Below are 26,762 nucleotides of genomic sequence, written 5' to 3'. Positions count from 1 at the left end.
TAAACATTGGTAATATTTTAATCGACTTAACAGCTGTCTCTTAAAATTATATTAAGAAGCTGGTCCAACGTCCTATAATTTATTTAAACAAAAAACATTCTATTACGAAAATGCAAAAACTAATACGAAATAAAGTAATGTGGTTTATGCTCACATTTGCTTTCTCTTTGCTTTTAGGTTCCTCATCTTATGCACAGGACCGTATTGTCTCCGGTACTATTATAGATGAAAATGAACAGACTCTTCCTGGTGTTAGTGTTACAGTAAAAGGAACTACTCTAGGTACTGTAACTGATTTTGAAGGTAAGTTTAAATTGAGTTTACCAGAAAACGCTACTTCACTAATTTTTTCATTCGTTGGTTATAAAAGCCAAGAGGTGAGTATCGATAACAAAACAACATTTGATATTAGCTTGGAAGTGAACGAAAAGCAACTTGATGAAATCGTTGTTGTGGGTTACGGTGTGGAAAAGAAGGCTGTTGTTACAGGGGCTATTTCTTCTGTAAAGACCGATGATATCTTACAAACTCCAGTATTGAACGCTGCTCAGTCTCTTCAAGGTAGAACTGCTGGTGTTCAAGTGACCAACGTTTCTGGTCAGCCTGGTGCTGGTATAGATATTAGAATTAGAGGTACAGGTTCTAACGGTAACAACAGTCCTTTATATGTTGTAGACGGTGTACAGATGGATAATATCAACTATCTTAATCCAAACGACATTGCCACTTTCCAAGTATTAAAAGATGCTGCTTCTTCTGCAATTTATGGGTCTAGAGGAGCTAACGGTGTGGTTTTAATCACAACTAAAGAAGGTAAATCTGGTAAGATGACAGTTTCTTACGATGGTTACTATGGTGTACAACAAGCAGCAAACAGAGCTGATTTAATGAATGCGCAACAGTATATGGAATTTCATAATGAAGGTTCTGTAAATGCAGGAAACGGAGAAAAGTGGGATTTATCTAATCCTCCTGCTGCTAACACAGATTGGCAAGATGAAGTGTTCCAAAATGCTCCTATTCAAAACCACAGTTTAAGTTTAAGTGGTGGCAGCGAAAAATCTACTTTCATGGCGAGTATCGGTTATTTTGCTCAAGATGGTATCATCGGTGGAGATAAATCGACTTATGACCGTTTAAGTTTACGATTGAATAGTAATCATAAAATCTCTAATTCATTCACTTTTGGACAAAACTTAAACTTCTCAAGAGAGAATAGAAATGGTTTATTAGAACAAACCGAACATGAAGGTGCAGTGACGTCAATGCTACTTCACGACCCTGTTACCCCAGTTTATGCTCCAGAAAGTGATTATGCTAAATACGATGCAATTGTTCCTGCTCCGGTAAAATCAGATGACGGTAGATATTATGGTATGTCTGATCTTAACTTACAAGGTATAACTAACCCGTTAGGTATTATAGACAACACAAACCAAGAAAACACTTATAATAATATTGTTGGTAATGTGTACTTAAATTTCCAACCTAAAATGATCAAAGGGTTAAACTTTAAAACTGATTTTGGTTTCCAATTAGGTACTTCAAAATCTAGAGAATATACTCCAGTTTCATCACTCGATCAGTTTACGAAGAAAAACAGCTTAAGTTCAGTACGTCAAGGACAATCACAATCAACTACTTGGCAATGGGAAAATACGTTGTCTTACACTCACGACTTTGGAGATCATAAAATCACAGCTCTAATTGGTAATACAGCGAGAGAACATAGTAATGAGTGGATCAACGGTAGTGGTACTGAGTTACAGTTTAGCGGATACCAAAATGCCTATTTAGATAATAAAGTGAACAATGAATCACAAACAAACGATGGTAACCGTTATTTACACCGTCTTGTATCTTATTTTGGTAAAGCTAACTACAACTACAAAGACAAGTATTTATTTACTGCAATTCTTCGTTATGATGGTTCAGTAAACTTTGGTCCGGAAAACAGATTTGCCTTATTCCCGTCACTTCAAGCAGGCTGGGTAATGTCAGAAGACTTATTCAAATCGTCAGATATTGTAAACTTTATGAGATTAAGAGCATCGTATGGTGAAGTAGGTAACGAAAATATCCAACCATTTGCTTACTTATCAACTATTGGTAAAACAGAAGAATACATGTTCAACGGTCAACGTTACACAGGTTTTGCTGCTCAGAAAATGCCTAACCCAGCTATTAAATGGGAAACTGCTACAGAGATGAACGTAGGTTTTGATGTAGGACTTTGGCAAAACAAATTCTTCTTAAATGTTGACTTATACGATCGTAGAAGAAAAGACTTGTTATCAGACAATCCAATTCCATTAATCTATGGTATCGGTGCTCCAACAGCAAATATTGGTACGGTACAAAATAAAGGTTTTGAATTGACATTAAACTATAAGAATTCAGAAGGTGATTTCAGATATGATATCTCAGCAATTGCTTCTTACAACGACAATAAAGTGTTAAGCATAGATGGTCAAGATCATATTCTAGGTTACAAACCTGATTTCTACGATGGTCAGTTAGCCATGAAAGAAGGTCATTCATTACCGTACTTCTGGGGATACAAAACAGACGGAATCTTACAAAATGATGCTGAAGCAAAAGCTTATAACGAAGCACTAGGAAAATCTGCAGTAGCAGGTGATATCAGATTTGTAGATACTAACGGTGATGGAGAATTAAACGCTGCTGATAGAACTGATATTGGTGATCCTTTCCACGATTGGACACTAGGTTTAAATGCTCGTTTCGAATATAAAAACTTTGATTTAAGTATCTTCTTCCAAGGTCAAACAGGTGCCAAACTATTTAACGTTGCAGCTCTAAGATTGGACGCAATTGGTGCAGGTGCTCACAATTACAATACTAGATTCTTAGATCGTTGGACTGGTGAAGGTAGTACAAATAGCTTCCCAAGATGGAGTCATACAGCAGGTGATAACTTTACGCTTATCAATGACATGGTTCACTTAGAAGATGCTTCTTATGTTCGTTTGAAAACTTTACAGTTTGGATACTCACTTCCACAATCTGTTTTATCTAAAGCGAAAATCCAAAATGTTCGTTTTTACTTCTCAGGAAACAACCTACTTACATTCACTAACTACTCTGGTTTAGATCCAGAAGTTGGTCACGGTGGAACAATGGGGATGGGTATGGACAGAGGTTCTTATCCACAAGCAAGATCATTCATTTTCGGTACTAATTTGACATTCTAATCATGAAACTAAAAAATATATTAATAGCTGCATCTTTATCCACATCACTACTTATAGGTTGTGGGGAGAAATTCTTAGACGTTCAACCAACAGACCAAGTGTCTACAGAAGCTTTCTTTGCATCAGAAGCTGATCATGAAAAAGCATTAGTGGGTGTTTATGGTATTCTATCAAGAGATTACTACGAATGGACATATCAACCATTAAATATGTTATCTGATTTAATGTCAGATGATAGCTATGCCGGTGGAGGTGCTGGTGGTTCAGATCAAATTGAATGGCAATTAATGGGACAGTTCAATTTAACTGCTGCCAACAATCAAACTACACAAGCTTGGAAGAAATGCTATGTTGCTATCCAAAGAGCAAATACACTAATTAACAACTTTAATTCGGATGTATTCTCCCAAAAAGAAGCTGCAGATGGAATGCTTGGAGAAGCTACAATGTTAAGAGCACACTTCTATTACGAATTAGCTAGACATTACGAAAATATTGTCATTGTTGATCTTGCTGCTGGAGAAAGCGAAATCACTCAATCTCCTGTCGATGAAACGTATGCATACATTGCTAAAGATATGCTAGATGCTATTGAGTTATTACCAGATAGCCAAGAGCACGGTAGTGGGCGATTAGACAAATGGGGAGCTACAGCAGAATTGGCTAAAATGTTTGTATTCTATACAGGATATTATAAAAAAGATGCATTACCAGTTCTAGATGGACAACCCATTACAAGAACGGACATGATCGGAAAGTTAGAAGACCTATTCCTAAATTCTGGAAGAATGTTAGAAGCGGATTATGCTACGCTTTGGGGTGCTACAGGCGATTGGACAAACGAATCTTTATTCGAAATCCCTCACGCAGATACAGGTTGGGACCAATGGCAAACAGAAAAGTTAGGTAACATGGGATGTCAAATGGCTGGACCACGTGGTTATAAAGTAAACAAAGACAACTCAAATTACTTAACTGGTGGATGGGGATTCGGTATTCCTTCTAAAGAATTAGTCAATGCCTACGAAGCAGGTGATATGAGAAAAGATGTAACAATCATCTCAGCAGAAAAACTACTTGATGATGCATGGAGAGTAAATCCAGATCACGAGTCAGGTAATCCTAAAGGTTTATTGGAAGTAGGTCACGCTTGGACAGGTTACTTTACTTTCAAGTATACTACACACGCTTCTATCACTCCTGCTACTTGGGAAGCAATGAACTTCCCTCAAAACTATGTATACATTCGTTTGGCTGATATGTACTTAACAGCAGCTATTTTATACAAGCAAGAAGGTAATCAAGGAAAAGCAGACGAATATGTAAACCTTATTCGTGCACGTGCAGGTTTAACTGCTAAATCCAATGTAACAATGGATGACATCTATGATGAAAGAAGAGTTGAATTAGCTATGGAAGGTCATCGTTACTTTGATGTATTGGGTAGAGGATTAGAATATGCTAAACAAGAATTGGATATCACTAATTACACTGTAAGTAAAGGACCTGCAGATGATCCTAAGTATACAGAAGTTAGCGGTGGTGTTTTTGGCGATGATTTAAGAGGTGAACTAGGTGTTCCTGCTCACTTTGAAGTAACTTTTGATGTGGCTAAAAAAGGATTCTGGCCAATTCCACAAAGTGAATTGGATCAATTAGGTTCATTAAAACAAAACGCTGGCTATTAAACTTTCCAAATTTTTTGATAGAGAACAATAGACAAAAATTGTAGTGAGTTGGGGTGTTGCTTAGCAATGCCCCTACAAACTACAAGGTGATAACGAAACATTATGATACGATTTTCCAATAAGGCTATTTACTTTTTGACAACGGTAGTTTGCTTCTGTTCTTTTCAAGTACTGGGACAAACTAACGAACAAATAGAAGATAAAATCAACTCCATTATCCATCAATTAACTTTTGATGAAAAAGTGGCTATGTGCCATGCACAATCTAAATTTTCTGTACCCGGTGTAGGTCGATTAGGTATTCCAGAATTATTAATGTCTGACGGTCCTCACGGTGTACGAGCTGAAATCAATTGGGATGATTGGGGTTACGCTGGATGGACAAATGATTCTATTACAGCGTTCCCTTCTCTTACCTGCCTAGCGGCAAGTTTTAATCCTGAAGTTGCCGGTGAGTATGGAAAAGCAGTAGGGGAAGAAGCCTTATACAGAAGAAAAGATGTTCTCCTTGGTCCGGGTGTAAACATCTACAGAACTCCTCTAAATGGTAGAAACTTTGAGTATATGGGAGAAGATCCTTACTTATCTTCCAAGCTTGTTGTTCCCTACATTAAAGCTTTACAAAGCAATGGAGTGGCTGCTTGTTTAAAACACTATGTGGCCAACAATCAGGAGCATCAAAGAATGAGCGTGGATGTAGAGATGAGCGAAAGAGCTTTAAGAGAAATCTATCTACCTGCATTTAAAGCTGCCGTACAGGAAGCTAATGTTTGGTCTATCATGAGTGCTTATAATCAGTTTAGAGGTCAATATTGTTCCCACAATGAATATTTAGTAAACGACATTCTAAAAGGAGAATGGGGATTTGATGGAGCATTAGTAACGGACTGGGGTGCTGCACATAACAGTAAACAAGCTGCCTTATATGGTCTTGATATTGAAATGGGTACAGGAACCAACGGGCTCACCTACTCAGAGGTTGATCATTACGAAAATTATTTTCTTGCAGGACCTTTTAAAGAACTACTTAAGAAAGGTGAAGTACCTGAAAGTGTACTGGATGATAAAGTAAAAAGAATTCTCCGATTAATGTTTCGTACATCGATGAATAAAAATCGAGCTTACGGATCTATCAATTCACAAGAACACCTTGATGTTGCTAGAAAGATTGGTCAAGAAGGAATAGTACTTCTTCAAAACGAGAAAAACTTCTTCCCTATTTCTACTTCTGCAAAACTTCATATAGCGGTTATTGGCGACAATGCTACAAGAATGATGACTAAAGGAGGAGGTTCATCTGAATTAAAACCAGAACATGAAATCTCACCTTTAGAAGGCATCAAAGAAAGATTTACAAATGCGAAGATTAGTTATGCAATGGGGTATTCTGCAGGGCCTCCAATGTATGATAAAGTACTTCCTGCTCCGCATGATCAAGATTCCTTACATCAAGCTGCCATCGCTTTAGCTAAAGTAGCAGACATTGTTCTTTTTGTGGGTGGTTTAAATAAAAATCATCATCAAGACTGTGAAGGAGGTGATCGTTTAGCTTACGAATTACCGTATCAGCAAGCACAATTAATTAATGAAATTGCAAAAGTAAACGAACAATTGGGTGTGGTAATTATTAGCGGAAACGCTGTAAAAACTGATTGGTCTAAAAACGTGAAAGGAATTCTTCAAGGATGGTATTTAGGAAGCGAAACAGGACATGCATTGGCTGATATTATCTCTGGCGATGTAAATCCTTCTGGAAAACTACCCTTTACTTTTCCAGTAAAACTAGAAGACAATCCAGCCCATCATTTTGATAAAAGAGCTTATCCTGGTGATGGTACTACAGTAGAATATAAAGAAGGAATATTGGTAGGATACAGATGGTACGATACCAAAAAAATTACTCCTAAATATGCTTTTGGTTATGGACTATCGTACACATCATTTGATATTACCGACATTGAAGCAAACAAAAAATCATTCACATCTTCAGAAAGTATTTCTATTACTTGTAGTCTTTCCAACATCGGCGATGTCGCCGGATCCGAAGTGGTTCAAGTATATGTTGGGAAAGCAAAATCAAGTGTAGAGCGTTCAGAAAAAGAATTAAAAGCTTTCAAAAAGGTGAAACTTAGTAAAGGCGAAAATCAAAAAATTGAGTTAGCATTTTCTACCGATGATCTCAAATATTATGATACCAAACAAAAAGCCTGGGTATTAGAAGAAGGAGATTATAACATCTATGTAGGTAATGCCTCTAACAACATCAAAAGAAAACTGAAGGTCAGAATTACGGACCGAATAAACTAGCAGGCAACTTCCAGGGACATGTAAGGAACATAGATTTACTATAAGTTTATGTTCCTTTTGTCATCTTAAAATTTTGAAATCCATTCTTAAAAAAGTACCTTAAGTAATCTCTAAAACAACTAACTGATTGAAGTATTTGAAATTGAAAGAATTAAAAACATATTATCTGTTACTCTCGCTGCTTATTTATATACCAACTTATGCTCAAAATTACAATAAACAATTCGATCATCTAAAAGTGGAAGATGGTTTATCTGATGCAACTGTTGGAAGTATATTACAAGACGACAAAGGGTTTATGTGGTTTGGCACTTTTAAAGGCTTAAACCGTTATGATGGTTATCAAATTAACCGTTATGTCTATGATATGGGTGGAAATAAAGGTCCAAACGACAATATGATTTCCTCTCTTATTCAAGATAGTGATGGATATATTTGGGTGGGCTATTTTAATAATGGCATCAGTCGATTTAACCCTAAATTGGAAGTCTTCGAACATTTTACTGGAGGAAATACCAAAGATCACCTGATCCAAACTGGTTCTATCAATTGTTTATTTGAAGACAAAGAACAAAAGTTATGGATTGGTACAGAAAAAGGTGTTGCTGTTGTTCAAAAGAACCGAAAATCGTCCATAAAATATGTCCTATCAGACCATAAAAACAGTATTAATGGCGAACAAGTATACGATATTGTTGAAGACAAATGGAATCGTATTTGGCTTGCTACGAATAACCGAAAACTTAGTGTTTACAATAAAAACACATTACAATTTTCGGAAGTTGAATACACCGACCTACCTCTTGATGATTTAGAAGATAACGAGAAGAAAAACCTCTGTATCTATAACGATACTTTGCTTTACGTTTGTAGTAACAGTGGAGGATTGGCTGAATATAACTTACTATCTGGAAAATACACGACGTATGTAGAGGAGGAAAATGGTCCTAGTAGTAATAACATTAGAGATATTCTTCAGGTAGGGAATAAACTTTGGTTGGCAAATGATGGAGGCGGTTTAGATATTTTTGATGTGACCACTAAACAATTTGAAAATATCAGTAATTCTAAAGTCGATCATCAATCTTTGTCTTCTAACGTGATTTGGTCGTTGTATAAAGACAACCAAGAAAATGTTTGGTTAGGCTGTTATTTACAAGGCGTGGATAAATACGATCCTAGAAAGAACTTTTTTAGTACCATCGGTAACGACCCTTGTAATACGACTTCCCTACCTAATAAACCTGTATTAAGTATTTATACTGATAGTAAAAAACAATTATGGATTGGTACAGATTGGGGTGGTTTACATCGTCAGAAAAAGAATACAAATAATCAATTCGACCACTTTAATATTGATGGGACGATCACAGACAATATGGTATATGATGTTGTGAAATGTATTACTGAAGATAAGTATGGAAATTTATTGGTGGGTACTTACAGTGAAGGTCTTAGAATATATCAAAATGATCGTCGTACCTATAAACAGATAAAACGATCTATTAAATCAGACGGTTTACCAAGTAATCATATTTGGGCGATGATCACCGATAAATTTGGCATGACTTGGATGGCCACTTTAGGTGGTGGTGTAGTACAATACGATGCAGACACACAAACTTGTAAGGCGTTAGACATCAACTACCAAAATTTAAGTCAACATCACATTTATCACGTCTATGAAGACAGTCAATCTAACATTTGGTTCAGTACCGATGGAGGGGTCATTTATTACAATAGATCAGAAAACAAGTGGCATACCGATTTACTAAGCACATTAATTAAAGATAATCACAATATCAGTTATGTAAAGAGTGTTTACGAAGATAAATTAAAGCAAATTTGGTTGGCTACAGCTTCCGGATTGGTGAAATATATGCCGGAAAGTAATCAGTTTACTTTAATCGATGAAGATGATGGTATTCCACAACTTCCGCTATACAATATTATACCAGATAACCTTGGTAACTTAATTCTCATAGGGAAGAACTATATTTCAAAACTTTCTTTATCGGATGAGAAAATCGTCAGCTTTCATATCCCAAATAATTCCTTTAACTATAACTCAGCAGCAAAAAACGATCGTGGAGAAATTATGGTGGGAGGAACTGAAGGCATTACTATTTTCAATCCGATATTATTAGAGGAAAACAAGCATTTACCTCCGGTATATATCACAGGTTTTGATCTATTTAATATTCCTCAATTACCACATGATTCTACTTCAGTCCTTAAAAAATCGGTATCAGAAACAGAAGAAATAGTACTTGATTATGATCAGTCGGTCATTAACTTCGACTACTGTGGTTTGAATTTTACTGAGACCGATAGAAATCAATATGCTTATATGTTGGAAGGGTTCGATAGCAAATGGAACTTCGTCAACAATAGAAGAAGAGCAACCTATACCAACCTAGATCCAGGTAAATATACCTTCAAAGTGATGGCGTCGAACAATCATGGCAAATGGAACAAAGAGGGAACTTCGATAGATGTAATCATCAATGGGCCATATTGGTATTCGAATTGGTTTAGAGCTGCCGTTCTACTCCTATTTATTCTGATGTTTTACGTGCTCCACCGAATTAGAATGATGAACGTAAAGAAGAAGTTTGCTTTGGAGCGTATTCAAGCTGATCGTGAGCAAATTATGATACAGAATGATACGTTGGAAAAGGAATTGGATCAGACAAAGAGTGAGTTAACCAACATCACTATTAGTCACCTACACAAAAACCAAAGTTTACAGCAGATTAAATCCAAATTAGAAAAGATGTCTGTCACTTTTGGAAGCACAGAAAAAAGGAAAATCAAAAATCTAGTTCGAGAAATTGATAAAGAAAGTGAGAATCATACTTATTGGGACGAGTTTGAACATGAATTCAATAAATCGCATAATAACTTTTTAGAGCGATTTAAACACGAATATCCCGACTTAAGTAAAAGAGAATTAAGGATTTGTGCTTATCTTAGAATGGATTTGGACAATCAGGAAATCGCTACTTTGATGAATATAAGTATCAGAACCGTTGAAACATCAAGATATAGAATTAGAAAAAAAATCGGATTAGAGCAACGTAAATCATTATCAAAAATGATCAATAGATATTAAGTCTATTGGTCATTTTTGCATTTAATCAAGGTGGTATTTTAACTATTTTAATTCGTGTTATATAATAAATTTAATCAGCCTTAAAAAAACAGAAAAAATAGAGATTTTAATTCCTTTATCCGCAATAATAACGTAGTATAGTACTGATTATACTTATTTCTGTATCCCCAAAAAATCAAAATAGTGGAAAATAAAAGTATTGGAAAACGAATCCTTAAACTGTTTGGGTATTTTATCTTAGGAATATTTGGCATCCTTATCATCGGAGTACTCTTATTCTATCTCAACAGACAAACCATAAAGGAAAAAGTAATTGAGGCAGTCAATCAGGAACAAAATGGCGAACTACATATAGGTCAGATCGGTATTGCTCCTTTTGAAGACTTCCCGAATTTCACGTTAGAGCTTGATAGTATTGCTTACTACGAAAAGAAAGCTGAATTAAGAAAAGAAGAAGCACGACCTATTGCTGCTTTAAATAAATTCTTTGTTTCTGTAGATGTCATGGCCCTTATTGGCGGTGATGTTAAAGTAGGAGCAATTAAACTTCATGATGGAGAAGTGAACCTTTATGCCTATAAAGACAGTTCGCTGAACCTAACCAATGCACTTGGTATTGATTTAAGTGATACGACTCAAGTAGAAGAAGTGCCACAAGATACCACACAAGCTGCCCCTCCTGCTTTTAATGTACAATTGGATAAATTCTCGTTGAAAAACGTGAAAGTGATTGTATACAATCAGATGACGGATAAAGGATTGGGCGTACAGGTGAAAAACATCAAAACTTCCCTTACTTATAACGAAAATATTATCTCTAATAAACTGAAAGTAAATGTTGAATTATTAGGGATTAAAGATAAAGAAAAGCTACTCTGGCAAAACAAACATTTGGAGATGAAGACCAACCTCACTTTCGATAGAGTGAAGAAAATCATCGACATCAAAAAATGTGATTTTGATATTGAAGGAGCCGTTTTTGCCTTAAATGGTACGGTAGATATTCCAAATGATCTAACGTTGGATTTAAATCTAACCGCCTCACAAAAAGACCTGAACATCATTAACCTTCTTGCTAATGGTAAGATGGATATGGATAAGATCAAATCAGAGTATACAAGTACTTTAGGTGGTTTAGAGTTTGATGCTAAAATCACTGGTAAATCGAAAGCAACGCTACCAAAAGTTGTTGCAAATGTCGCTTTAGATAAGTTTACCTTAAAGAGTTTAAAAACACCTTATGGACTGAACGACTTCAGTTTCCAAGCCTCATTAAATACAGGTGATTCTGCAGATCTATCTCAATTAGAATTCCATTTGAATAAATTCAATATTGAAACAACAAATGGATTTACTAGAGGTGATTTATCCGTTACAAATGGAATTGAAAAACCGCACGTAGATTTAAACTGGGAAGCCGATTTATCTTTGGAAAACTTCGATGATTTACTGACAGGTATTCCATTCGATAGCCTAGGGGGTAAACTTGCTTTTAAAGCCGATGTGAATTACGATATCGATGTGAAGAAAAAGAAGTTTATCCAATCTGGTAGAAACTCTCAGAAAATCTATCTTAAGCTAAGTGATGGACACGTGAGACATATTCCGACAGGAATGTCGCCAAGAGATATTAATGCTACCTTATACATTTGGGAAAACCATGTAGGTATCAAAGATTTTATGGCTAAGGTAGATGGTTCTGACTTTAAATTTAACGGAAACATCGACAACTTAATTTTCTATGCTTTAGGAATACAAACGCCAATTAAGGCAGATGTTCGTCTTCAGTCCAATCATTTACTGGTTAGAGAATTACTTGAATATACCGATTCTGCTGCCATCGATTTGGCCGACAACCTACACGATATCGATATCGATTTCACTATGGAAACCGATTCAAAAAGTTTGAATGATTATAAGATTCTACCTTATGGTAAATTAACGATCAACAACCTTCAAACTTCTTTTGATAAGTTCCAATCGATTCACAATGTATCTGGTTTGATGGGCATTACGCCAAAAGCTTTAGGTATTGATCATTTAAAAGGTAATATCGGAGAGTCAGATTTCTATTTCAGAGGAGGATTTGATAATTACGATGGTATCGTTTACAAAGACTCTGCTATTACAATCAAAGCAGGATTTGATATACGTTCAAACTCTATGCGTGTTGTCGACTTCTTCACTTACGGAGATTCATTACTTGTTCCAAAATCGTTTAAAAACGAAAAGATGAACAACTTCCAAATCCAAGGTGGTATCGATGTGGTCAATCAAGAATTGTTCTCCGATAAAAAAGTTCCTGATTTTAAAGTATGGATGAAGGGTCTAAAATGGCGATTAAGTATCACTCCACTCCTATTTAGAGATTTCCGATTCGAGTTGGTCAAAAAAGACAAAGATGTTTACCTGAACGATTTTAAAGGTAAGATCGGTCAAAGTGATATGACTTTCAATGCTCAATTATTGAATGTTTTAGACAGTACTCGAAAAGACTTTAAAGGACAATTCCAAGTCGATGCGAAGCTCATCAATTTTAATGAACTCTTGAAATTGACCCTGCCGGAAGAAACGTATGAACAATCTTCTGCATCAAGATCTCAGCAGATACAGGAAGAAGAACCTGTTGATATTTTTGCGATCAAGTATCCTGAATTGGAATTAGACATCAAAGTAAATACCATGAAGTTGATGGACATGAACATCAAAAACTTCGATGGTAAAGTATCGACTACCACCGATCAAAAAGTGGTCTTAAATGGCGTTTCTGTCCAGCTGGGTGATGTCGGAAGTATGAAAATGAGTGGTGTTGCGGATACACAGAATCCTAAAAACGTAATTCTAGAAGGTGATGCGACTCTAACAAATGTCGATCTATCAAAAATTGATTTTGAAGTTGAATACGAAGGGGACAAAATCAATATGGCCGAAAACTTTGATGGTATTTTGAATGCCAATATGAAAGCAAAAACGCATATCAATAATGATCTGAGTGTGGATATTGCCCATACAACAGCAGATATCAAAATGACACTTTCTGATGGTCGTATTGTGAATTTTGGTCCTTTAGAAGCTATGGCTCGTTATTTCGGTAATAAAGACATGAGTAATATTCGTTTCGATAAGATCGAAAACAATTTTACGGTAAAAGATGGTGTATTCTACATTCCACGTATGGACATTGCCTCAACAATTGGGCAGTTATACATATCTGGAGAGCAACACTTGAATATGGATATGAAATACATGGTAGAGGTACCTTTTAAACTTGTTCGTTCTGTCGCTTGGAATACCTTAACAGGAGGTAAGAAGAAAAAAGATGACGAAGAGGACGAAATTCAAAAAGATGAGGGAGGCAAATATGTTGCTGTCCGAATCGAAGGAAATATTGATGATTACGACATCAAATTAGGTAAAGGCAAAAAGAACAAAGGGAAATAATATCATTCCACTAAAAAGAATAATGGCTGCTAGATTTAAATTTTTCTAGCAGCCATTTTTTTATTGATACTTATATTTATTGATTTTAATACCGTCTTCCTCATAGGACTCTGACCACTTTAAGCCTAACTTTTCGGCCAATCGTACAGACTTATCGTTTCCTTCTTCGATAATGGCATAAATTGGATTCACCTTTCGTTCGTGAATACCGAAGTCGAATATCAATTTTGATGCTTCGTAGGCATACCCCTGCCCTGCAAATCTTGGACTGAATATCCAACCAATTTGTATATCTGTTTTTCCAGGAATAGGATTTAGGTTCACTATACCCATCAGTTCATCTGCATTATTTCTTACAGTCCAGAAAAAACCAATATCTTGACATATTTCTTCAATTTTTACTTTAAGTATTACTTTTCTTTCCTCATCTGATTTATCCACCATTGGAAAGATAAATTTCATTACATCTGGCTCTTTAAATAAAGCAATGGCCTCGTCTAAATCACTTTCTGATAACAATGTGAGGTATAATCTGGAAGTTTTCATGAGTCTTAGTTTTCTGAATTGGTGACAATTTGATATTTAGTATATAACCTTAAAACTGAGATAAATAATTCAGAACTCAAAAATTAAATGAAAGTATGTTAATTATTCGAACGAATGAATAATTAGTACGTTATTATATAAGAATATCATTCAAATCACATAAAATCAATCCATTAAAACTTTATATTATGAGATCTATATTTTCTAACTGCGTTAAAATTGTTTCACTAGGAGTAAAAGCAATTGGTTTATCAATCGAAATCTATTCACAACAAAATCACCCAATAGATCGAAAGAATAAACGATAAGCATTGAAAGTCCATTTCAGAAAAACTGAGATGGACTTTTTTTATAAATGATTAGGAGATTGAAAGAGATATTTCACCTTTATGAATGTATATTTGATTTATCTATTCAAACTCCTCATCATGAACATTAATTACAAAAAGTTACTTCTATTCATTACACTAATTTTATCTACTCAAATACTTTATGCTCAAAGTAAATTCAATGATTATTTTATTGATTCTGCAGATCATTGTGTAGATGTCAGCGGATTTTTAAATGCCGGTTTTGGTTTTCTACCTGTACCCATTTTAATTACAGAACCAGCCGTTGGTCTTGGAGGTGGACTTGTAGGGGTATTTTTCCATGGTCAGCAAAAAGAAAGAGTAGTAGTCGATTCTACCGCACATTTTGAAAATAATAAAAACCTACCGCCAGTGATGACCGCTGTAGCCGGTGCTTATACAGAAAATGGCACTTGGCTGACGATGATCGCCCATCAAGGATCGTATTTAAACGATCGTTTACGCTATACCGGTGCGGTTGGCTATATCAGTCCAAATCTTACTTTTTATGGTGGAAACGTACTCGATGCAGGAGAGTACGAATTCAACATGAAAGGCTTTGTTACTTTTCATGAATTATTATTTAGACCAGTAGCCAAAGTCCCTATGTTTGCAGGATTCAATTACGTCTATTTTAACAATGACGTTTCTTTTGATACCAAAACGCCTGAATTAGGTAAATTGGAAGAAGAGAACAATCTAGGTGGACTGAACTTAGTGGGTATGTGGGATTCTCGAAATAGCACTTTTACCCCTACCAAAGGAATTATGTCTGCCACAGAGTTTGGTGTTTTTGATAAAGCTTTGGGTGGTGATAACGATTATTGGAATTTTAGCCATAGAACTTATTTTTATCAACCGATTATCAAAGAGAAGTTATTTTCTGGATACCGTTTAAATTATGCCGCTAAATGGGGCGATAGTGTTCCCTTTTATGAACTTCCTTTCATCAATTTAAGAGGTATTCAAGCCTTAAGATATCAAGACCATAATGCTTTGACTTTAGAAACTGAATGGAGATGGCAATTCACAAAACGTTGGAGTGCTGTTGGTTTTGCTGGTGCCGGTTTTACTGCACCAAAAATTGATCAGTTTGATTTCTCAAAAGGGCAATATGCCGTTGGTGGTGGCTTTAGATATTTTATTGCTAAAGAATATGGTTTACACGCAGGTATCGACATTGCAAGAGGTCCTGAAGTTTGGGCTTGGTACCTAACGGTAGGGTCTAATTGGTTTAGATAAACTCTAAAATAGTTATATATTAAAAATCAGAAAGGCTATTTCAATACATATTGAGATAGCCTTTCTTGCCTATGTTTAAATAAACATGTAAATAATATATTTGTTGAAATTCTATTCGAGTACTGACCACACTCTCTTGATGAAAATGTGGTCATGTATGTAGTTATTGGGGTATTTATTTCTTCTTTTCAGGAACAACAGTGATGTTTAAATCACGTTGTTTGTATTCGTCTTTTTCATCCAGAACAGCAAATGTAATGGTATGCTTTCCTGTTGATAATGAGTTCATCACTTCAGGAACTAAATGCACTCTTACATCTTTCGCACCCAATACATGTCTGTAAGTAGTGTGCTTTCCAAGCATACTCTCCTGCATCTTTTCCTCACCAAATTCTTTTGGCTCCTCAGCTAAATTGATATGAAAATCTTCTTTGCCAAAAGGCGTACTTACATCCACTGTAACAATTTTGGCAGGAACATAAATATCGATTTTCACCGTATCTTGAAACTTGCCTTCTGTGATATACATTTCTGTTCCTCTTGAAAACTCAAATGCAGTTGATCTTGGAATAACATCTTCAATGTTTCTACCTCCACAAGAAGATAACAAGGCCATAAATACTAAAGCAACAACGACAAATACTGATATATTTTTCATAGCAATAAAGTTAAAGTAGATTGTAAAAGGAGAGATGTATAGACAAGAATTAGTACACGTTAATCGTGAGGTCTTGCCAAACATGATTGCCATTTCTATCAATCATTTCAAAAGTGAATAACTGCTCTCCTCTTTTCAGTTCGTTAATCACTTCTTTTTTAAGAAAAGCTTTGGCATTGATCGCTCCCTTTATTTTTTCAGGAAGTTCTCCATCCAACAGCGAATCTTGTATTTCTTTCATTTCTTCAGATTCTGGCACTCTAGTGAGTTCAACACTAACACCCAATCCTTGCATCGGGAAAGTGACCAACACATGATCTATCAACCCTTCCGCCTTAAAATTCACTTGAATATCTTCATTCGCTTTCCCCTCCCCTATACTCACATCGTTTGGTGTGGATATTTTTATACTTGGAATACTAGTGGGTTGTACGTTTGATTTCTTACTACAAGACCAAAATAAGGTCATTAACCCAAGAATGAATATTTTTATGTATGTACGTTTCATAATGTCTTTGTTAGATGATATAACTGAACAAACGTTCAAGCTATTCGATCGTTTGATTTATTTAAAATCATTAACTATTGATCAAACGAGACTAAATCACTCTAGTACAAAGAATACTATTCAATTATCAAATAAAAATGGATTTAAAACGCTTCTCCTAATGTGATATAAATACCTTTATTATTCTCTTCCAAACTCCATCCAAAATCGACCCTCACATTTGCAGGATCTTTTCTATTGATATTTAATCGAAGCCCTGCCCCTAAAGTAGATTTTAAATGTTGAAAATCGCTAAGTTCATCGTATACTGTTCCTAAACTATAAAAGGCTGTCATACCAAATCTCCCCCAAACTTTTTGACGTAATTCAGCTTGTGTTTGTATGGAATGAAAATCTCTATATCGCCCTAATTCATAACCTCTCATTATTTGTTTTCCTCCCAATAGGGATAATTCATGAAAGGGTATATCACCAAAATTATTCTGAACTAGTAACTGACAAGCCAATATCGTTTGTCCGTTGTTCTTTAGGTCAAAATAGCGACGTCCATCCAATTTGAGAGTGATAAAAGATCTTGAATCATCTAAACTAGTATAAAAAAGAGTGGTTAAATCTAGGTAAAAGTTTCTTGTTGGGGTCATAATGCTGTTACGTTTATCCCAAATAAAAACAGGACCAATACCAAGATAACTTCCTCCCTCAGCCCCAGGAAATGGTAAACTATTTTCATCTAAGCTTTTTCCTTCTTGATCTGTATAATTGATATCAAAAATACTGATGGAACGGAACTTCCCTCCTATGAACATATTGGGTCTGAACTGATGCACTACTCTTTCAAATATTTCAAGAGAATGATACTCCGCATTAATAAAATCATCCTCTCCTGTATCCGGACCAATTCGATAGAGTTGTTCTGGAGTTTTCTTGTATTCAATTTTTCCTTTGAAATAGTATTTCTCACCATTGCTCAATAACTCATGTTCCGTCGAAAGGTAATTTTGCCCTTTATAAGAAGACCCCACATAAAAATTCACATTAGAAGGACGGGTAGCATAATCATCCTTCTTGAGTTTGAACTGATATAAAAAATATAGTCCTAAAACGACATCTGTTTTAGGACTATAGGATAAAGCCGGTGAGGCTAAAATATTGTTTTTATATGGACGTAATGAAGTCGAATCAGTTTGTGCTATCGACTGATTGATACATAAAACTAGTATGATTATATGTACCCATACGAACTTCATTTACTTACTTTATAATCATTCAATATCTCTTTATATCTTTCTTGTAATTGTTGTTCTGTAGCAATAGCACTTTGAATAAAATAACTCATCTGGGAAAGCTTTTCTTCTTGAGATAGGAGTTGCATACCTGTAAATGAATGTTCCATAAACTTTTCCATATTATGCATATGAATCATTTGCATTTTATACAAACCATTAAACTTAGAAAGCTGATCTAATTCCATGTAAGTTACTGCACCCGAAATTTTTGCTGTTTCCCATGCTGTATCTTCAATCAATCTAAAACTTAAGATGACATCTTTTTCTTTTGGTACAGAATCCTTCTTCTCTTCCTTGAGCTCTTTTAAAACTTCAGATATTAGTTCTTTTGTCTTTTGATGATCTATTATCAAAGAATCGATCTTTATTTGATTCTCTTCTATTTCTGTTAGAATATCATGAGAAGCTTTTTCTGCTAATTGCTGATGTTCATGATCACTCCATAACGTATCAATAAATAAGGCGAACATCACCCCGAACAATACAGAGAAAAACTCTTTTAAGTATTTTGGGTCTATTTTATATGATTTCTTTTTCATCAGAAAGTAAACTGAGTGGTCAACATAAAGAAATGTTGGGTGTGTGCTTTTCCTGTTTGTGTATCCCAGAAATATTGTCCTGGAACCCAGAAGTTATAGGTGGCACAAATTTCCCAATGACGGTTTAAAGTAATTACAGATGATAATTGCATGGAATCACCTAAGTCTCTTGAATTACTCTCTCCACTTCTTAATATACCATTTGATGTGTTATAAACCGCATCTTCTAAGCTCGATCTTTGAAAGTTCCAATACGTCAACCTCGATTTTACCACTTTGAATAAAGTAAAATCGACATTGGCAGATAATGAAGTTAAGTTCTTACGATCCATGGCTCCATGTTCTCCAAAAAACTGTGCTACCTGAGGAAAGAGAGGATTGAAGGTACCTAATGTGCCATCTCCTTTGTTTTGATCACCTGATGAATAATCAAATCCCACCCAGATATGTGGTTGTGTAGCTACCTCTGGAAAGGATACACCAAACTCCGTCGTAATAGAGTAAGCATTGATGTTTTTATCACCAAACTTACCAAACTGATACATGGCTTCCACCTCATAATTAAAAATACGTTTAATTGGACCTGCCAATAAGAAACCTGCGGTATAACGTTGTTCGTTGGCTACCCCATCTTCATAGACTGCATTTTCTCTATGTAGACCATAGAAGTAGGGTTCAAAGTAGGTTCTATCAAAAGACGACCAACTTGGTACGCCAAACCCGGCAGTGGTGGTATAGGCAACATCAAACGATTCGTAGCGTACACCCCAGAAAGTGGTGTTTTCATCTCTAGTGGTATAGCCGTCGGGAACAGGAATAACTGGTTTACTCACAAAGGCCACTAACTTGTTGTTATCATTCCCTACATAAAAACCGGCTCCATCAAAAGATCGACGAGTAATAAGCCAATTGCCGGGGGATAATAAACGTTCGTGCCCTGCCTGTAATTCCCTTCGACCTGCCCAAATTCCCATATAGGTATTGTTATACAAATCGAATTTATATTCACCGAAAAGGTTGAGAAAGGCGCCATTTGTTACAGGTGTTCCAGCACCAAGTCTGTCCGTATTATCTTTAGTGGTATTCGAATATATACCCTCTGCAAATACTCTAAAGTTTTTACCGAAATGAATATCCGCATGTGTTCTCAAACGAAAAGTAAATAAACCCGAGTTAGGTGATTGAAACTCCTCGTTTACAGTAGGCATGTATCGTACCCTAGCTTGTCCACCAAACGATGTCCAAATCTTTTTATTTTTTGATAATGGAACAGCTTTTATCTTATCGGACCAATCTCTCGATTGTGCATCACGAACTGACCAATCTTCTAGTTTCCAATTTTCTTTGTAACGTCGGTCTTGATAGCTATCTAAAGGCCATGACAGAGAATCTTGACCCCAAGAAAAAATTGGCATCAATAGAAATAAAAATACGCTTGAACACTGCAGAAATCTCATCATAAATTAAATACTGAATTGCTCTAATAAAATGCGGTCTTCTAAAGATTGATCTTTATCGAATAGTAGATGTCTCGTGTCTTTTTTGTCTTGCCAAACCTTAGCATGTACTGCATTCTTCACTTCTTTGGAATCTGCAGCGGCACCGATTGGTCTTTTTTGTGGATCTAAGTTTTTAATCTCAATCACCACATCGTTGGGTAGTAAAGCTCCCTTCCAACGTCTTGGACGGAAAGGTGATACTGGCGTTAAAGCCAATAAATTTGCATTCAATGGAATGATTGGACCATGTGCTGAAAAGTTATAAGCAGTTGATCCTGCTGGAGTAGCTACTAAAACACCATCCGCATTTAGCATGTCTAATGCAACCTTTCCATTGACAGAAATCTCAAGATTTGCACTCTGCCCAGAATATCTGATCACCGACACTTCATTATAGGCTTTATAATGAAAATGCTCTCCCTGATCGTCTTCGATATCCACAGAAATTGGACATAAATGCACATCTTGAGAATGATTGATACGTTCTAATAAATCCACATCATCCTTGTACTCATTCAATAAAAAGCCTAAAGTTCCTCTGTTCATACCGAATACAGGTTTATCTAAACCTGGATAGGTATGAAGTACTTGTAAAAGGAAGCCATCTCCACCTAAAGCAACTACGACATCAGCTTCATCGACTGAATAGTTTTTATGTACTGAAGTCAATAACTGAAAAGCTTCGTCTGATTTAGGACTACCTGATTTTAAAAAGGCTAATTTTTGATATTTCATAATAAGTTTTGAATGCGTGGATTGAATGGATCGTATTATTTATTTTTTTATTCTTCGTATAAAATTTCGTATTCAACATCAGCAAAATGTTGCTCTCCTAAACTTGTTTTCACAACAACAAGAGGATATTGATGCCAATCTTCAACATAGACTTCTTCAATCTCTCTTGCTTCATCTCCTAAAAAAGGAGCACCAATAATAAATTCTTTTTTCTCGCCGTCTGTATCGATAATCGATACACCTTTAAACTGTTTCATTTGCTTTTGTGTTTAGGATAGATAATACTTTATTCGTCGAGACATCTTTTCGAAGCTCTCAACGAGAATATATTATGTTAGAGGTTAACTCAAGAATACTGAGTCAACCTCTAATTATTTTTACTTTTCTTTTCCTGGAAGGAAGAAACTTAATATCAATGAAATCACCGTAAAGATACTGATGATCATAAATGTATCTGTGAAAGCTTTCTCAGCAGAATTGTTCACGATCTCTTGATACGCAGCTTTTGTTTTTTCTGGTAACTCCTCCTGTACCCAAGCTTTCTCTTCCTCAGGAGTAATTTCCATAAATGTATCTTCTAATTCGATAATAATTTCTTCTTTGGCAGTCTCCGATAACTGAAGCTCCTCAGTCGTTTCGTAACCGTCTACCATATTCGAATAAACCGAACCGAATAAGATGGATCCTGCGAAGGCAATGGCGAATCCTTGACCTACAATCTCTTTCATGGTCTCTGATAATCCAGAAGCCTCTCCATCCTGAGATGAAGGTACTTTGATCATCGTTAATGTGGCAATTTGTGCCATCACTAAACCACAACCAACACCGAACACTAACGCTCCTGAGATCGTTGACATCCAAGTCATCTCCACAGATGTTTGTTGTGTCAATAAGAATGATCCTCCTAAGATGATCGCAAAACCAACTATCACGATCAATTTTGGAGAAATTTTCTCCCCTAAACTTGCTGTTCCGAAAGCGGTGAAGGCTACACCAATTGAAATTGGTAAAGTGGTCAATGCTGTATCAAAAGAATCTAAACCTGCTGCCGATTGTACAAAGACTGAAACCGTAAACAATACTGCCGCAATCAAGAAGTACAATAACGCTTGAATTGTCATCCCGATAGAGAATGGTATGTTTTTCAAAATGGATGCACTCAATAATGGTGTTTCTCCTTTGGCTGTCAACGCTGCTCCTCTCTTGAAGAAGACAATCAATAATACTACTGCAATGGCATACATCACAGGCACAATAGATAATCCTCCTAAAGGAATGACTGTCCCTCCAATATCAAATGGTCTTTTCTCCATTAACCAACCGAACTCCGATGCCATTGTCGTTGCAATCAAGAAGGTACCGAAAGCCAATACTGATAATACTACTGATAGAATATCAATTTTAATGGATGAATCTTTTTCTGTTTCTGGTAAGGTGAAAGCAGCTAAAATGGTCAATACACCAAATGCAGGTGATAAACCTAGTGCTATTCTCCATGAAACGATAGAAGCTAAATAACCTACAATTACTGGTGCTAAAGCAGAGATAATTGATAGTACCGCTCCATAGATGGCAAATGCCGAAGCTCTTTGAGATCCATCGTAGAAATACATGATGAGTGCAATGGATGTCGGAATAACCAACACCATACCGAAAGGCCAAATCAAAGCCCATGCTACACTAAATATCGTGGAATTGGGTGCTAAAACTACTATCGTCAGACCAACGGTATAAATAATTGATCCGATGATAAATACTTTTTTCTTCCCTATTTTATCGCCTAAACGTCCTGCGGTTACCATCAAAGTACCAGCAATTAAAGACGCGGATACGATCACCATTTGCAGACCCGATACCGACCAATTGAGGTCTTGTACAATTGGGCCAATCAATACGTTAATACTAAATGATGTAATGTACATCATCACCATCGAGAGGATGATTACGATTAACGGTTTCCAGTTCATTTTATCTTGCGTACTCATTTGTTAGTTTAATCTATGGTGTCACAATTTTCTTTTTTAAATCTTCGTAGTATGCCTTCGTTTCATCAATCCATGTCTTTAAGAATGGACGGAAAGCATCCAACATTTCAGACGTTCTATCAGGACTTTCCCAAGCCTCGTTATCGTAACGCTGATACTTCATTTCCTTCACCTCTTCCATTCTTTTGATTAAAGCATCGATGATCTCTGGTCCTTTTGTTTTTGACCAAGTTGGCTGACCATCTACTTCTACATAAATCGGAGAAGTGTGGGCTTGAATTCTTTTGGTAAAGTGACTTTGGAATACAATATCATGGGCTTTTTCTCCATGTACTTTGATCGCAAACCAAGCACTTTCTTCCATTGGGATATCTAAATTAATTTCAATTTCTTCTTGACTTTTTTCCAGTTTAATCTCTTTGATGATCTCCCCATTCATAATCACAGAAGCATAGTTTAATTTATCCCAACTTGGAACGATATAACCTTTGGCTTTTAAAGTGATGTTCTCTCCTTTCTTCACACTCACCGTCGAGCCTATATCAGATCCATTGATGTTGAAATCGACCATCGGACCATTGGAAACAAACGACCTTCCTTTTTCCAAACCTTCGTTCCAAGCTTCTGGAGAAAATTCTCCATCAACTTTCACATAAGTTCTTACCGCTCCTGGAAGCGACATGTACGGCCAATCCGATCCCGCTGCTGCCGATAACTTATACCCAAGGTTAAGGAAAGCATACCAATCGTTTAAGTTCAAAGAGTGATATTGGAAAATCTCTACAAAATCCACTTCATCTTCTGGAACCAATAAAGCCAAAGCAATATTTTGTTGGAACTGAGCGAAGTCCATATGTGCTACTCCAAATACACCTCCTTGATTATGTACCTCTTTCGATACTTTATCGTAATGGAAGTATTCGTTGGGATAGCGAACAAACTCATTGTGTCCCATCGCTAAAACGTGACCTAGAAAGTCAGTTCTCGGATCTTCCTGTCCAGAAGCGATATAATAATTTTTCTCTTTGTACTGACCTTCTTTCCCCCAAGCATATTGATCGAAGTGAGTCGTGACCGAATTCCCCAATGCATACAACCAATGCATATGTAAATCTGCTGCTCTCGCATGGGCAATTTGATTCGGGTTCATGCTCGAATTTCTTCTTGAGAAGTGGTTATGAACATCTCCAGAGTACCAACCTTTTTTAGGCATATCAAATACATGCTCCAAATACAAGTTGATGTTATTCGTCTGACCTTCCTTAATCTCAATTGTCTTTTGATAAATTGGATATTCAGGTCCTTTCATAATTACTAAATCATACTTCCCTGCAGGAATATTGGCTTGATACAAACCATCGATATACATTGTATAATGGTTTTTATGAGGCCAGTTGATTTGATCTAGTTCTTCTCTGATTTCTACAGAGCGAACCATGTTTTCGAAGAATTGTAGCTCGATAGCACTTTCTGTTGGAAGAGGCATTCTGCCAGTGGCATCATATAGTCCGATCTGTGCCGCTACTCTTTCTTTTGATTTCTTATTGAAAAGGTTTAACTGTAAATTTCCAGTAGGATTTTGAGGTACATTATCACCTACCAATTCAAAACGAATATCCTTGATGAACAATAACTGAGAAGACATATCCACATTACTTGATAAAGCAAAGTCTGTGTTCCCATATCCTCTGTTAGCTAAACGAGCTCTGTCCAAAACAAATTCGAACGTCTGCCATCCCGTTTGTCCTTCTTTGATATCCACTTTGTGTACAGATTCTACTACACCATTTCTGTCGTAAGCGTAATAGAACTGCTTGAGATTACTTACTTCCATCTCCACAGTTACTTTTACTTTCTGATCGATATCAAAAGCAAAAGTATCGTCGATACTAAATCCCAAAGCTATACCGTATAGAATCTGATCGTCCCCGTCTCTTTTTACGCCGGCTCTAGATGGATCATTATCCACACGAAGTCCCATTGTTTGGAACACTCCTGTAGCTATGGTTTTATCGATTTGACTTGTCTTCCAGTCGATCTCAAATGTTCCTGATGGATTGTCAGGATGATGTGCTAGAAGTGGTAAAGTCAATAACCAACCTATACATAGTAGTATTTTTTTCATTCCCATGAGAAGTAATCAATAGAGAGAAATTTCTTTCCATAACTACCGAGGGGACGAGGGTTTCATCGTCCCCATCGATACATTTTATCTAAACAAATTAGGCTTAACAATACCTAGTCATTACTAGATATCTTTTAATCTTTCTGGTACAACGTGTCTCGAGAATACCTCGTCTTGTGTTTCAGGAGTTTTCACCCATTCCACAGTATCACCTTTTACCATCACCATACCTGGTCTAGGAAGTGCATTGAAGTTACAAGTATAAGGCTCGATGTAAGAACCTGTGTTCAAGAACGCCAGTGTATCCCCTTTTTCCAGTTGTGGCATTTTATGTTGTTCTGCAAGACAGTCGTAGTTACAAGTAATACCTACAACATCTACAGGAGTATTGTATGTTTGATCTGCTTTGTTACACGCTACTAAATCGAATGGAGGTGTTACATTCAAACCGCCAACACTTAAGAACGTCTCCGAAGTATCTGTTTCTGCCCATTGGTAATCCATACCATTGGCAGTTTCATGCTTCATGTTATGTACTTTGAATAAGTGGATACCACTTTCGTTGTACATCGCACGACCCGGCTCGATTTCAAGAATTACACCATCAGAAGAAAGCCCAATACCTTTCATTCCATTTCTGAAAGTTTCTGTAATCACTTTAGCGAAATCTTCTAAGTGAGGCGTATCGTAATCCGTTACTGCAACACGAGTTTCTTTGTCCATTTCAGCAGGGAAACCACCACCAACAGAAACAATTGAAGGTGACCAGTTATTACCCACACCATCATGAATTTCTTTGATCATGTCGACTACTGATTGTACCAATGACGACCAGAAAATTGGCTTTTTCGAGTGACGACCGGCATGTGTATGTACACCAACTAGCTTCACATTTGGACAATCGGCAAACTGTGGCAACATCTCTCTTACTTCAGAAGTAGGGATACCGTATTTTACCGTTTGTGTCATTTCACGAATCAAACGTGCGGGGAAGAAATCCGATGGCTCATCAAGGTCTTTCATGTAAGGCTTGATACGCAACATCACGTGTGCTTCTTTACCCAATTCAGCAGCAATTCTTTGGCAAACACCTAGTTCGTCTTTGTTATCCAAAACGATATGAATACCTAAATCAATTGCTTTTCTGATAATATCATCTGATTTAATCGAACCGTTAACGGCGATATCTTCGTAAGGTACACCACCTCTAATTGCTGTTTCCAACTCTCCAGCACCGAAAGTATCACAACCACAACCCGCTTGAGATAATACTCTTCTTACCGCTACAGTTGGGTTGGCTTTTACCGCTGCCATAACACGAATTCTTCCCTCAGGATAAAACTTTTGGAAAGTGTTTTGGAAGGCAAGGTAGTTTTGTACCAAGATGTTTTCTGATACCACGAATAAAGGAGTACCGTACTTATTAGCAATGTCTACAGTGCTTACATCTTCGATAAATAATTCTCCGTTTTTCACGCTTAAAAGCGGGTTCATTTTGATATCGCTCATGATTCTATCTATTT

At 36.3% G+C, this 26,762-nt stretch carries 17 protein-coding genes; 6 read left to right on the top strand and 11 right to left on the bottom strand.

Annotated elements, in window-relative coordinates; translation table 11 throughout:
• The first annotated feature begins 110 nt into the window (after positions 1 to 110).
• From KMW28_RS03930 to KMW28_RS03910, 5 genes are all read left to right on the top strand, one after another.
• Positions 111 to 3,215 (top strand): SusC/RagA family TonB-linked outer membrane protein, encoded by a 3,105-nt coding sequence (locus tag KMW28_RS03930; protein WP_169667156.1) that lies wholly within the window; start codon positions 111 to 113, stop codon positions 3,213 to 3,215.
• A gap of 2 nt (positions 3,216 to 3,217) precedes the next feature.
• Entirely contained in the window at positions 3,218 to 4,903 is a 1,686-nt protein-coding gene (locus KMW28_RS03925) for a RagB/SusD family nutrient uptake outer membrane protein (RefSeq protein ID WP_169667158.1), read from the top strand.
• 102 nt (positions 4,904 to 5,005) lie between these two features.
• Entirely contained in the window at positions 5,006 to 7,210 is a 2,205-nt protein-coding gene (locus KMW28_RS03920; protein WP_169667160.1) for a glycoside hydrolase family 3 C-terminal domain-containing protein, read from the top strand.
• Between the two features lie 142 nt (positions 7,211 to 7,352).
• Entirely contained in the window at positions 7,353 to 10,325 is a 2,973-nt protein-coding gene (locus KMW28_RS03915; RefSeq protein ID WP_169667161.1) for a two-component regulator propeller domain-containing protein, read from the top strand.
• Positions 10,326 to 10,508: 183 nt separating this feature from the next.
• Positions 10,509 to 13,766, top strand: coding sequence for an AsmA family protein (locus KMW28_RS03910; protein WP_169667163.1), 3,258 nt, complete (start codon positions 10,509 to 10,511; stop codon positions 13,764 to 13,766).
• Positions 13,767 to 13,826: 60 nt separating this feature from the next.
• Here KMW28_RS03910 and KMW28_RS03905 read toward each other — a convergent pair whose 3' ends face one another.
• On the bottom strand, positions 13,827 to 14,312 hold the full coding sequence (locus KMW28_RS03905) for a GNAT family N-acetyltransferase (protein WP_169667165.1): 486 nt from the start codon (positions 14,310 to 14,312) through the stop codon (positions 13,827 to 13,829).
• 428 nt (positions 14,313 to 14,740) lie between these two features.
• On the opposite strand from KMW28_RS03905, the gene KMW28_RS03900 reads away from it, so the two are divergent.
• Positions 14,741 to 15,904, top strand: coding sequence for a BamA/TamA family outer membrane protein (locus KMW28_RS03900; RefSeq protein ID WP_169667167.1), 1,164 nt, complete (start codon positions 14,741 to 14,743; stop codon positions 15,902 to 15,904).
• Positions 15,905 to 16,079: 175 nt separating this feature from the next.
• Here the strand turns inward: KMW28_RS03900 and KMW28_RS03895 are convergent, their stop codons facing one another.
• The 10 genes from KMW28_RS03895 to KMW28_RS03850 form a co-directional block, all read right to left on the bottom strand.
• On the bottom strand, positions 16,080 to 16,562 hold the full coding sequence (locus KMW28_RS03895) for a hypothetical protein (protein ID WP_169667169.1): 483 nt from the start codon (positions 16,560 to 16,562) through the stop codon (positions 16,080 to 16,082).
• Between the two features lie 49 nt (positions 16,563 to 16,611).
• The gene (locus KMW28_RS03890; RefSeq protein ID WP_169667171.1) at positions 16,612 to 17,070 is read right to left on the bottom strand and encodes a hypothetical protein; all 459 of its coding nucleotides are present in this window, start codon (positions 17,068 to 17,070) and stop codon (positions 16,612 to 16,614) included.
• Positions 17,071 to 17,213: 143 nt separating this feature from the next.
• Positions 17,214 to 18,317, bottom strand: coding sequence for a BamA/TamA family outer membrane protein (locus tag KMW28_RS03885; protein ID WP_169667173.1), 1,104 nt, complete (start codon positions 18,315 to 18,317; stop codon positions 17,214 to 17,216).
• On the bottom strand, positions 18,314 to 18,895 hold the full coding sequence (locus KMW28_RS03880; RefSeq protein WP_169667175.1) for a hypothetical protein: 582 nt from the start codon (positions 18,893 to 18,895) through the stop codon (positions 18,314 to 18,316). Before KMW28_RS03880 ends, KMW28_RS03885 begins: the two co-directional genes overlap by 4 nt.
• Positions 18,895 to 20,310 carry an alginate export family protein gene (locus tag KMW28_RS03875; RefSeq protein WP_169667177.1) on the bottom strand — a complete coding sequence of 472 codons (1,416 nt, stop codon included), beginning with the start codon at positions 20,308 to 20,310 and terminating at the stop codon, positions 18,895 to 18,897. The genes KMW28_RS03880 and KMW28_RS03875 overlap by 1 nt, the downstream gene beginning before the upstream one ends.
• A gap of 48 nt (positions 20,311 to 20,358) precedes the next feature.
• Positions 20,359 to 21,129: an NAD kinase gene (locus KMW28_RS03870; RefSeq protein ID WP_205958245.1), complete on the bottom strand. Its 771-nt coding sequence runs from the start codon at positions 21,127 to 21,129 to the stop codon at positions 20,359 to 20,361.
• A 47-nt stretch (positions 21,130 to 21,176) separates the two neighbouring features.
• Positions 21,177 to 21,386 carry a hypothetical protein gene (locus KMW28_RS03865; RefSeq protein ID WP_169667179.1) on the bottom strand — a complete coding sequence of 70 codons (210 nt, stop codon included), beginning with the start codon at positions 21,384 to 21,386 and terminating at the stop codon, positions 21,177 to 21,179.
• 120 nt (positions 21,387 to 21,506) lie between these two features.
• Positions 21,507 to 23,114, bottom strand: coding sequence for an MFS transporter (locus tag KMW28_RS03860; protein WP_169667181.1), 1,608 nt, complete (start codon positions 23,112 to 23,114; stop codon positions 21,507 to 21,509).
• A gap of 13 nt (positions 23,115 to 23,127) precedes the next feature.
• Positions 23,128 to 25,239: a CehA/McbA family metallohydrolase gene (locus KMW28_RS03855; RefSeq protein WP_169667183.1), complete on the bottom strand. Its 2,112-nt coding sequence runs from the start codon at positions 25,237 to 25,239 to the stop codon at positions 23,128 to 23,130.
• Positions 25,240 to 25,362: 123 nt separating this feature from the next.
• The gene (locus KMW28_RS03850) at positions 25,363 to 26,748 is read right to left on the bottom strand and encodes a diaminopimelate decarboxylase family protein (RefSeq protein WP_066210080.1); all 1,386 of its coding nucleotides are present in this window, start codon (positions 26,746 to 26,748) and stop codon (positions 25,363 to 25,365) included.
• Positions 26,749 to 26,762: the final 14 nt, after the last annotated feature.

Source organism: Flammeovirga yaeyamensis (genome assembly GCF_018736045.1).
GTDB classification, from domain to species: Bacteria; Bacteroidota; Bacteroidia; order Cytophagales; family Flammeovirgaceae; genus Flammeovirga; species Flammeovirga yaeyamensis.
The sequence above is the reverse complement of the archived record's forward strand: the minus strand, read 5'-3'. Positions and strand labels throughout refer to the sequence as shown.

Bases quoted from the DNA above. Each gene is read 5' to 3' on its own strand.
- KMW28_RS03895 (WP_169667169.1), bottom strand. From the start codon at position 16,562: ATGAAAAATATATCAGTATTTGTCGTTGTTGCTTTAGTATTTATGGCC.
- KMW28_RS03930 (WP_169667156.1), top strand. From the start codon at position 111: ATGCAAAAACTAATACGAAATAAAGTAATGTGGTTTATGCTCACATTT.
- KMW28_RS03855 (WP_169667183.1), bottom strand. From the start codon at position 25,239: ATGAAAAAAATACTACTATGTATAGGTTGGTTATTGACTTTACCACTT.
- KMW28_RS03870 (WP_205958245.1), bottom strand. From the start codon at position 21,129: ATGAAATATCAAAAATTAGCCTTTTTAAAATCAGGTAGTCCTAAATCA.
- KMW28_RS03900 (WP_169667167.1), top strand. From the start codon at position 14,741: ATGAACATTAATTACAAAAAGTTACTTCTATTCATTACACTAATTTTA.
- KMW28_RS03880 (WP_169667175.1), bottom strand. From the start codon at position 18,895: ATGAAAAAGAAATCATATAAAATAGACCCAAAATACTTAAAAGAGTTT.
- KMW28_RS03905 (WP_169667165.1), bottom strand. From the start codon at position 14,312: ATGAAAACTTCCAGATTATACCTCACATTGTTATCAGAAAGTGATTTA.
- KMW28_RS03875 (WP_169667177.1), bottom strand. From the start codon at position 20,310: ATGCCAATTTTTTCTTGGGGTCAAGATTCTCTGTCATGGCCTTTAGAT.
- KMW28_RS03860 (WP_169667181.1), bottom strand. From the start codon at position 23,114: ATGAGTACGCAAGATAAAATGAACTGGAAACCGTTAATCGTAATCATC.
- KMW28_RS03885 (WP_169667173.1), bottom strand. From the start codon at position 18,317: ATGAAGTTCGTATGGGTACATATAATCATACTAGTTTTATGTATCAAT.
- KMW28_RS03925 (WP_169667158.1), top strand. From the start codon at position 3,218: ATGAAACTAAAAAATATATTAATAGCTGCATCTTTATCCACATCACTA.
- KMW28_RS03865 (WP_169667179.1), bottom strand. From the start codon at position 21,386: ATGAAACAGTTTAAAGGTGTATCGATTATCGATACAGACGGCGAGAAA.
- KMW28_RS03850 (WP_066210080.1), bottom strand. From the start codon at position 26,748: ATGAGCGATATCAAAATGAACCCGCTTTTAAGCGTGAAAAACGGAGAA.
- KMW28_RS03890 (WP_169667171.1), bottom strand. From the start codon at position 17,070: ATGAAACGTACATACATAAAAATATTCATTCTTGGGTTAATGACCTTA.
- KMW28_RS03920 (WP_169667160.1), top strand. From the start codon at position 5,006: ATGATACGATTTTCCAATAAGGCTATTTACTTTTTGACAACGGTAGTT.